Source organism: Rhizobium sp. BK376, assembly GCF_004341625.1.
GTDB lineage: Bacteria > Pseudomonadota > Alphaproteobacteria > Rhizobiales > Rhizobiaceae > Rhizobium.
The window spans coordinates 1-8,252 of record NZ_SLZG01000066.1; the positions used below are offsets into that span (position 1 = coordinate 1).

At 56.4% G+C, this 8,252-nt stretch carries 6 protein-coding genes and 2 pseudogenes; 5 read left to right on the forward strand and 3 right to left on the reverse strand.

All coding sequences use genetic code 11. The features are described from left to right. Positions 1-1,837: 1,837 nt before the first annotated feature. Complete coding sequence (locus EV561_RS36415; RefSeq protein WP_132528697.1) at positions 1,838-2,047, forward strand: hypothetical protein; 210 nt, start codon at positions 1,838-1,840, stop codon at positions 2,045-2,047. A gap of 39 nt (positions 2,048-2,086) precedes the next feature. Here the strand turns inward: EV561_RS36415 and EV561_RS37525 are convergent, their stop codons facing one another. Further along, entirely contained in the window at positions 2,087-2,239 is a 153-nt protein-coding gene (locus EV561_RS37525; RefSeq protein WP_165928054.1) for a hypothetical protein, read from the reverse strand. A gap of 137 nt (positions 2,240-2,376) precedes the next feature. Here EV561_RS37525 and EV561_RS36420 point away from each other — a divergent pair, with 137 nt between their 5' ends. Continuing rightward, complete coding sequence (locus EV561_RS36420) at positions 2,377-2,643, forward strand: DUF982 domain-containing protein (protein ID WP_132528698.1); 267 nt, start codon at positions 2,377-2,379, stop codon at positions 2,641-2,643. A gap of 297 nt (positions 2,644-2,940) precedes the next feature. Here EV561_RS36420 and EV561_RS36425 read toward each other — a convergent pair whose 3' ends face one another. Next, complete coding sequence (locus tag EV561_RS36425; RefSeq protein WP_132528699.1) at positions 2,941-3,159, reverse strand: hypothetical protein; 219 nt, start codon at positions 3,157-3,159, stop codon at positions 2,941-2,943. Between the two features lie 1,176 nt (positions 3,160-4,335). On the opposite strand from EV561_RS36425, the gene EV561_RS36430 reads away from it, so the two are divergent. Then, on the forward strand, positions 4,336-4,830 hold the full coding sequence (locus EV561_RS36430; protein WP_245513271.1) for an NUDIX hydrolase: 495 nt from the start codon (positions 4,336-4,338) through the stop codon (positions 4,828-4,830). Between the two features lie 400 nt (positions 4,831-5,230). Here the strand turns inward: EV561_RS36430 and EV561_RS36435 are convergent, their stop codons facing one another. Next, positions 5,231-6,265, reverse strand: a complete 1,035-nt coding sequence (locus EV561_RS36435) for a PAS domain S-box protein (RefSeq protein WP_245513273.1) — start codon at positions 6,263-6,265, stop codon at positions 5,231-5,233. A 494-nt stretch (positions 6,266-6,759) separates the two neighbouring features. Here EV561_RS36435 and EV561_RS36440 point away from each other — a divergent pair. Further along, positions 6,760-7,632: pseudogene (locus EV561_RS36440) on the forward strand (Ku protein); the annotation flags it as partial. A 28-nt stretch (positions 7,633-7,660) separates the two neighbouring features. After that, a pseudogene (locus EV561_RS36445) lies at positions 7,661-8,158 on the forward strand (Ku protein); the annotation flags it as partial. Positions 8,159-8,252: the final 94 nt, after the last annotated feature.

Genomic DNA, 8,252 nt, shown 5'->3' on the forward strand with positions numbered 1-8,252 from the left:
TGCCGAGGGCCAACCTCGTCAAACTGTCCGGACTTTAGTGAAACTGCTGTCCGGGATTTAGCGGAATCAATGTCCACCTTTTGCGAAGCGCGCACATCACCACCCTGACCAGTGGCGAATTAGGTTTTCTGCCTTGCACCCAACGAAAAAAAGGCAGCCAGAAGCTGCCTTTGAGAGTGGATGCTGTTTCAACGAGAGCTCGAGTCGATCAACGTCATGTTTCGGGAGCCGGGAAGCTCCTTGCCGCCAACCTCATGAGGCGGCCCCAAGTTGGGTTTACCTTTGACCCACGCCTCTTAACGCAGGATTAAGATCGGAAGGCCAGCTTTTGCCTACTAAGGCGAGACGAATCGATTGGCGACTGGAAATTGATCCCAAAAAAGAGTCCGCAGAGGCGGGCAGATGATGCAGACATTTGATGGGTAGAACCATGCAATAGACGAACCTCTGCGGCTAAGGTTCCAATGGACCGGTTCTTAAGGGCCGGGCGCGGGAGCCGCCACCAGAAGTATCGGTGTGGGTATGTTCCTCACCAGTAGTAGGAGTCCTCATCGGCGCACGTTTCTGGTGTCCAGAGCTCGCCATCCAATTCCTGCCACCAAAGTTTCGCGACCCGTGCGCAGTATTCTTCCGGGACCATCGCAAATGGCCTTTTCCCCGAGCGACAGTGAAGGCGAACACGATCTTCAAATCGCTTGCAGAATTCTTCTTCGGACATTGCCGCAACTGCAGTTTTGTACAGGCTCGACCGTGGCGCCAACCGCCGTAAAGGGCCCGGCGCTACTTTACTCCGCATAATCATTGCAGGCATTTACTTGTGTTCCTGCCTACACCTCCCGAGGGTATGGGAGCTTAGCCAAGGACGCCAGCGCTCATGACCATACATGGGTTGTTTAAAGGATTGGAGTGCGCTCCTCGTGGACGCGGCATTCGTTTTTTCTAAAGCTGCCTTATTCGCCCGCTCGCGCAGAAACTTGGCCCTGGCGAGATGATGCATAATCATCCACAGCCTACGGTCGGTACGCCAGTGGTGAGGCTCTGATCGTCGAGCATATAGTCGAGGGTTTATTGTGCAAGACAGCTGGCAGCGGTTGGGTCTTTAGTGTAGTGCGTGGCCATCCTGAAAAGCATCCTACTCACATAAGACCGATCGTCGCGCATGTCCCTTCTCCCATTCTTCGCAGGCGGTAGCATTATGCTCTTAGCCGCCAGCGCCTACGGATTGGATACCGACGATTTAATCCTACTCCTGGTTGGGAGATGAGTCGATGCGTCAACGGTAATTCCCAACCAAGGGCGCGCCTCGGAATTCAGTCGACGCGCCCGATGCGGATACGCTTCCGCGTCGATTGCTCTTCGACGTGTGCTTCCGGCTTTTTCAAATGCCGATCGGATCGATTAAGCGCCACTCGCGTGAACCGAAGCACAAATTGCACGCACTGCAGAAATATCAATGGAAGGTTGCCGGTAAGCTTAGCAAGTAAGCTTGACTTTCGTCGCCTCTAACCAAGCGACACCAACGCCTATACAGGGCGGAATGTTAGCGGGTAAAAAAAGCCCGCATGGCTGGGCCTATGGTTAAGGTTGGGTCGGTGTTTCACCGAAATCGCTGAGACGACAGGCGGCGACCCCGTCCAAGCGACCCCAAGAAGATTGTTTGATATTATGATAGATGGCAATTCGTCCCGCCGGAGTACCCCTTTTGAGAAGGCTCTGGGTGCCGACCGCAGGTAAGCCCCCCGGCGCAGCAATCCAGATACCGCCATCAAATTCGGGGCTGGATTTCTTGGCCCGCAATCTCCATCTCGATAAAATCAAGTCAGGCGAGGAGGCCGTCATGGGAGAGCCTGCTGGAAGCGCCGGCACGAGACTGCTTGTCGAGTTTCTCGTACCGGAAAAATTATGTCGCGCGGTGATGATCTGCGAGTGCTGCCGTAGACCGAAAAGCGCCAACGATTTCGACGAGGAAGGCTTCGGGATCTGCGAGGAATGTCTGCGATCCGACGCGCTGATATTCGACCCCGACACCGCGGCACGAAGGTACTGAGACGCCGCCATTGATAGGCGGCGCTGCTTCGGATGCGGCTCAGACGGTGCCGCCGCCTTCCTCCGCCTCGATCGTCACGGCGACTTTTGCACACCGACAGGCGAAATGGGCCATTCTCCACTCGGCCACGAGGCTCACGTCGGTGAAGGCGATGACGTCCGCATGTTCCTTGATTTTCGATTGGTCGATCATATCCTCGTCCTTCGCTGCGCGAGCATGGCGGGCGAGATCGCTTGATGCGCCAGTCTGGACATCGTCCGGCGGTGTATCCTTCTTCGTCTTCAGGAACCCTGGCCATTGTACGAAGTTCTCCCGCTTTAGGAGGAGCCATGCGGAACACTCAGATCATCAATTTGGAATTTCACGTTCTTTGGCGCAGCCCCGTCTTTGTCCGGATGGGGAAGGGTCCCCGCGAGCGTGTCGACGGACCGGACGTCGCGCTTGGCATACTGTTGCGTCGCTGGCCTGAAACGAGCAGCCGACAGTACCTGGAGGCCAAGCGCCGCTGCCTGGATGCGCTCGTCCGGCATGGTAGCGCCGAGGTCGCCCGGGAACGGTTCGTGGAGGCGGCGATCGCAACCCGGATTTTCGCGTAGTAGCCCTGAACTTCATGGATCCGCCCTCCTTCAGCCACCTAAACAAACTAGGGACTCTTGACATGAGCACCCCACGAAGGACGCGCTGAGGATGGCGCGCGCTGCCGCTGCCCAAAACCACGAAGTCCGCTAGAAGCGCAGAAGGAAGGTGTCTCGAAGGGAACGCGGTGAAAGCCGTCAAGGAAGAGGGGGTGAGCCAGACGCTTTCGGGTGTGGGTGCGTTTGGCGCCCGGCTCCGCTCACCATGGGAGTGAGCGAATTGGAAACCTGCATGGGGCGAGATTGTTCCATGTCCGATCAGCCCAGCAGCCCGAGGGTGCGATAACGTGCAATAATCGCATTGAGGCGTTCAATTTCGCTATCGAGCCGAGCGACTTCAGCGGCGTTTAGATTTGCGCTTCCATAGGCGCGGAATTTTGAATCCAATAATTCCTCGATCTCCTGCCGCAGCAACTCGACATGCTGGGTAACGGCGACAGGGGTAGGGGCGGTGTCGCGGGGAGCGGGAGGGTTCATTTGCTCTTCAAATGTGCGCACAGTTCGAAAGATGCCCGGCAGCGGGAATGGCGTGAGGTGACAAAGTTACAGCTTTACCTAGCACTTGTGCGTCTGCATTCAAGGTTCAAGACTTACACTCCGCCAAGAGCGAAAGTTAGGTCGTCAGTGGCACGAGGTCAGTTCCCAAGCGTCGGCGCTCAAGTTGACACTCCTTGAATGAAGTGGATCGAGAATCGAAGCCAAAGATGCGCGACAGTGGCGCGACCTTCGTTCTGGACTTCGATCGACATGACACCCCCGTTCTGGAGCGGGATGCCGTCCGCGGCCATTTCTGCGAGAGCAGATTTTTGCGGCTTCAATTGCGCCGATCAAATCATTAAATTGGTACGGCTCTTCATTGACGAAGTCCCCGTCGAGATCATGACTGAGGAAATAAAACCCGGCCATTTTGGTCTCCACTCACCTTGCGTGAACCTCCAACTTCTGAGGCCTCGAAAAGTTGCGGCGACCAATGCGCGCTCGGTCCTCGCGGCGATCGTTCCGCTGTTCTAATAGTCAGTGGCGGCCTTGCGGCAGAAGGAGCCGGCAGAGGGGTACAAAGCGGGCTCCGACGAGCTAGATGAGGGCTGTTCTACGCTCCTCGCAAGAACAAACCACGGGCTTCCAGCGCTCGCTCACATACATCGGGGATAGCGAGTCAAATCGGCTAACGCACCGGCTGTACGCCATCCGTTCGATGAACGTTCTACCTGTCGCCCGTATACATAATTTAGATATCAGCCAAGGTATAGCTTGTGCGACCCCCTCAGGTGATCGCAGCGGTCATGGCCAAAATCAGAAGCTGACCTTCGTTCTTTATGCGTTGCTTGTAGAAACGAACGATGTTCGCGGCGAGGAGGTCATTTCTCTGGGTCCCTTTGATCTCCGTCTCGTCGCGTATCTGATCGAAGACTCTCTGACAGAGAGTCAGGTCATCCGAAAACAACTGCAAATCGCTGGGGCTGATATGGTTTCTGACCATTGCCTTCTTTCTCGGCCGCTTTGTAGCTAAGCGCGCGACCGGGAGAATATGCAATAGGCGATGGAAGGGAGGGCGAGTGTCGCACCGATGATCTGCGCCAGGGTGCAGGTGTTTCTATTTCCAGTTGGGCTTCTATGTTGACTATCTGAATTCCCGATTCGAAGGAGAATGGTTTGCCCAAAAAGCCGCCCCTATTGGCTCAACTTGCAGGCATAGGGCCGGGCCTGTCGGTGAATGGCGCGCGCGAGCAGTTCGGGGCTATTTGTTATCGGCTGAACAATGAGACGAGAGCGCTCGAGGTGCTCCTGATCACGACGCGGGAATCGCATCGCTGGGCAATCCCGAAAGGCTGGCCAATGGAAGGAAGAACCGGATATCAGGTGGCCGAGCAAGAGGCGCGTGAAGAGGCCGGCGTATCGGGGAAGGTGTCGAAGAAGCCATTTGGTTATTTCACCTATCTCAAGTCACTAAGCGACGGCGAGAGGGTGCCCTGTCTCGTCCAGGTCCATTTGCTGAAGTTTGAAAAAGCGTTGGATCACTATCGGGAGAAGGGACAGCGAGAGATTTTGTGGTGCTCGTGCTTCGAGGCCGCCGTCAAGGTGGGGGAGCCAGAGTTGAAGGGGCTGTTCCGGCTGTTGCACGACCCCAAGAGCAAGATACGCCCGTGACATGACAACACGATCAGGCGGGAAAGACAGTCACCGGGAAAGGGGTCGCTGCCCCAACTCAATACCCGAGGCAGCGGCCCTACTCTTGCCACCCCCTGCGATAGCTAAAGAAGATATAGTGCCGGAAATCACGCCGTCTTGCTATCGGACCTAGGTCTGATCGAGATGGTCGACCAGCCTCACCCGAACCACCCCAGCGCTCTGGAAACCTCGATGATTAGCCACGCGAGACCGAGGACCCAGACCACCGCGATCGCGATCATCAGAACAATGTCGAGGATTGTCTTGGTCATGTTTGGGAGCTTAGTAGAATTGGAGGCACTGAAAACGAGCCAGGCGTCTCACGAATGGATGAACGCCGACGAGAGGCCTGGCCCGCGCCTGAGCTTGCTTTGAGAATTTATTGCAAGGACGCTTTTGGTAGATCCGTAACGATCGTGAGCCCATCGGCTTTCCATTCCTTGCTGACCTCCGCCCTTAAAGTCTGCGAGATCATCTTTTCGAGCCTGCTTCCAAATCCAACTGTGGCAGCAGTTTGAGGCAATAATCCCGGCAATCGCTCTGCCCAAGTTATCCTGACCATCTCGCTATCGGCAGCAACAGCCACCTTGAGCTTCCCGCCTTCGACCGACAGCGCTCCATATTTTGCGGCATTGGTCGAGAACTCGTGCAGCAGCAGGGATAAACTGGTCACCTTGTTCGCGGCGACGCCAACATCGTCGCCTTCAAGATCCCAACAAGCTGTTCCGCCGTCATAAGGAGCGAGGATCAGTGAGAGCAGTTGGAACAGCGTTGTCGATCGCTCCTGGAACGCATCATCGCCCGTGAAGCTAGGCAGCGTCATCTCATGCGCTTTCGACAGCGCCACCAGTCTGTCTCTCATGCTTCTGGCGAGACCGTCGGCCGTTTCAGCAGAACGGGCGGCGAGTGAGATAATGCTGCTGGTGATCGCAAACAGGTTCTTGACGCGGTGATGCATCTCCCGGAGCAGCAAGTCCTGCCGTTCGGCAGCGCGTTTGCGCTCTGAAATGTCACGAGCAATCTTCGACGCGCCAATGATTTCGCCGCTGGCATTGCGGATCGGAGAGATCGTCAGCGAGACGTCGATCAGGCTGCCGTCTTTCCGGCGCCGGACCGTCTCGAAATGATCGACCCGCTGGCCAGCATGAATCCGGGCGAGGATCGCCGGCTCTTCATCGAGGCGTTCCTCGGGGATCAGTATCGTAATGGGGCATCCAATGGCCTCAACCGAGGTATAGCCGAAGACTCGTTCCGCCGCCTTGTTCCAAGTTGTGATGACCCCGTCCAGGCTTTTACTGATGATCGGGTCATCCGAAGATTCGACAATCGCAGCAAGAAAGGCTGGAGCGTCGTGTCGCAGTTGCACCGCGGTCGCCGAGATTTCGGTTCCCGGCAGCTGATCGTCGTGGCTCAAGTCGATAGAAGGATCCTCCGATATCTCGGTCACGTTCCCCACCCGATTGTAAAAAAATAGAACGCACTTTTGAAAATTCCACAATTTTATCCTAAAAAATTCGCGCGCCAGCCTTCTTCGAGACTAGCTCGCAAAATTGTCTATCAGATAGGAAGAACTCCACCGGCTACTCTCCTGACAAATGTTGCGGAACGACCCTCAAAGTGATTCGTTGAGTTGCGTCCATGCAGGAGTTTCAGTCTGCCGCGTAAGCCGGCGCAGCCGCTCGTCCACAGCGATGCGCCTCTCAAGGGCGGTGTTCGTCGTCGCCAGACACCGCAGCTACGGCTCAATGCAACTTTCCCAGACGAAATCGATATTTTCGCTAGCGTGGATTGCCCTAAATCAGCAGTGGAGAAGGTGCGCTAACCTATTGACATTTGATTCGAATTTGAGCGGAACGAATCATCTGAGGCGCCGTTGACTGGCGTTAGTTGTGAGTTGGAGGAACGGGCATGGCATCAGGGCATCGCGCACAATGGAAGGGATTCCTGAAGGTCGGAGAAGTCACCTGCGGCGTGGCGCTCTACACTGCGGCATCGACCTCGGAGCGGATCACGTTCAACACCATCAGCAAGGCGACCGGCAACCGCGTCAACCGCATCTTCATCGACAGCGAAACCGAGGAACCTGTTCCGAAGGAGGATCAGACCAAAGGTTTCGAAATCGACAATGGCCAATACATCATGATTGATCCGGAGGAGGTCGCGGCGGCAATCCCCGAGAGCAACAAGACATTGGAGGTCGAGGCCTTCATTCCTTGCTCGGATGTTGATGACGTCTTCTTCGACAAGCCATGCTACCTCACACCCGACAGGGTCGGCGCGGATGCCTTCACCGCGTTCCGCGACGGCATGAAGAAGGCGAATGTCGCCGCCATCGCGCGCACCGTTCTCTTCCGCCGCATGCGCACCGTCCTCATCAGACCGCACGGCCAGGGACTCGTGGCGACGACGCTGAATTTCGATTACGTCGAAAAAGGCTTTCGAGGAGATGCCGAAAATCAAAATACGGGGCGAGATGCTCGATCTTGCCAGGCACATCATCGGCACGAAAAAAGGCGAGTTCAAGCCTTCCGAATTTGATGATCGCTATGAGGCGGCCGTCGCCGAGCTGTAAAGGCGAAGATTGAGGGCAAGGCGCTTCCAAAGAAGAAGCCAGTCAAGGTCTCCGAACCGAACGATTTGCTCAAGGCTCTGCGCGAAAGCGCCGGAATGCTAAGTGGCGGACCTGACAAGCCGAAACGCACCGCCGCTAACGCGAATCCCGGTTCTAACCCCGAAAAGGCTCGCCGGGTCTCGCCGAAGTCTGCGGCGGGTCCGCGTCGCAGCGCAAGGCCAGCTGAGGAGGTGGATCATGGCTCCGCGCCCATATTGGAAAGGCTATCTAAAGCTCAGCCTTGTGACATGCCCAGTGGCTATGATGCCGGCCACCAGCGAGAGTGAGAAGGTCCGTTTCCATACACTCAACAAGACGACCGGCAACCGGGTGGTGTCGCAATATGTGGACTCCGTAACCGGCAAGCCCGTCAAGGAAGAGAATGAAGCCAAGGGGTACGCCCGCGGCGAGAACGACTACGTCATCCTTACGGACGACGAACTGGACGCCGTCGCGCTGGATACCGTCAAGACGATCGACATCGATAAATTCGTGCCGGCTGAAAGCATCGACTGGATCTATCTCGAAAAGCCTCACTACCTGATGCCTGATGATCCCGTGGGTTATGAAGCCTTCGCCGTCATCAGGGACGCCATGGCTGCCGACCATGTTGTCGGCGTTTCCAAGCTGGTGGTGGGCCGCAGGGAGCGCGCAGTCGTTCTCGAGCCCCGTGGTGAAGGTATCGTTCTATGGACGGCGTTGGTGCGCGGATCGTTAATGGCATTGTCGTAGGTGATCGGCAATCGCAATAACCGGTCTTCGTCACAATGCCTTTCAAGCACAATGCCTC

Coding starts and splice junctions, on each gene's coding strand:
- EV561_RS36415 (WP_132528697.1), top strand. CDS start 1,838: ATGGGAGAGCCTGCTGGAAGCGCCGGCACGAGACTGCTTGTCGAGTTT.
- EV561_RS37525 (WP_165928054.1), bottom strand. CDS start 2,239: ATGATCGACCAATCGAAAATCAAGGAACATGCGGACGTCATCGCCTTC.
- EV561_RS36420 (WP_132528698.1), top strand. CDS start 2,377: ATGCGGAACACTCAGATCATCAATTTGGAATTTCACGTTCTTTGGCGC.
- EV561_RS36425 (WP_132528699.1), bottom strand. CDS start 3,159: ATGAACCCTCCCGCTCCCCGCGACACCGCCCCTACCCCTGTCGCCGTT.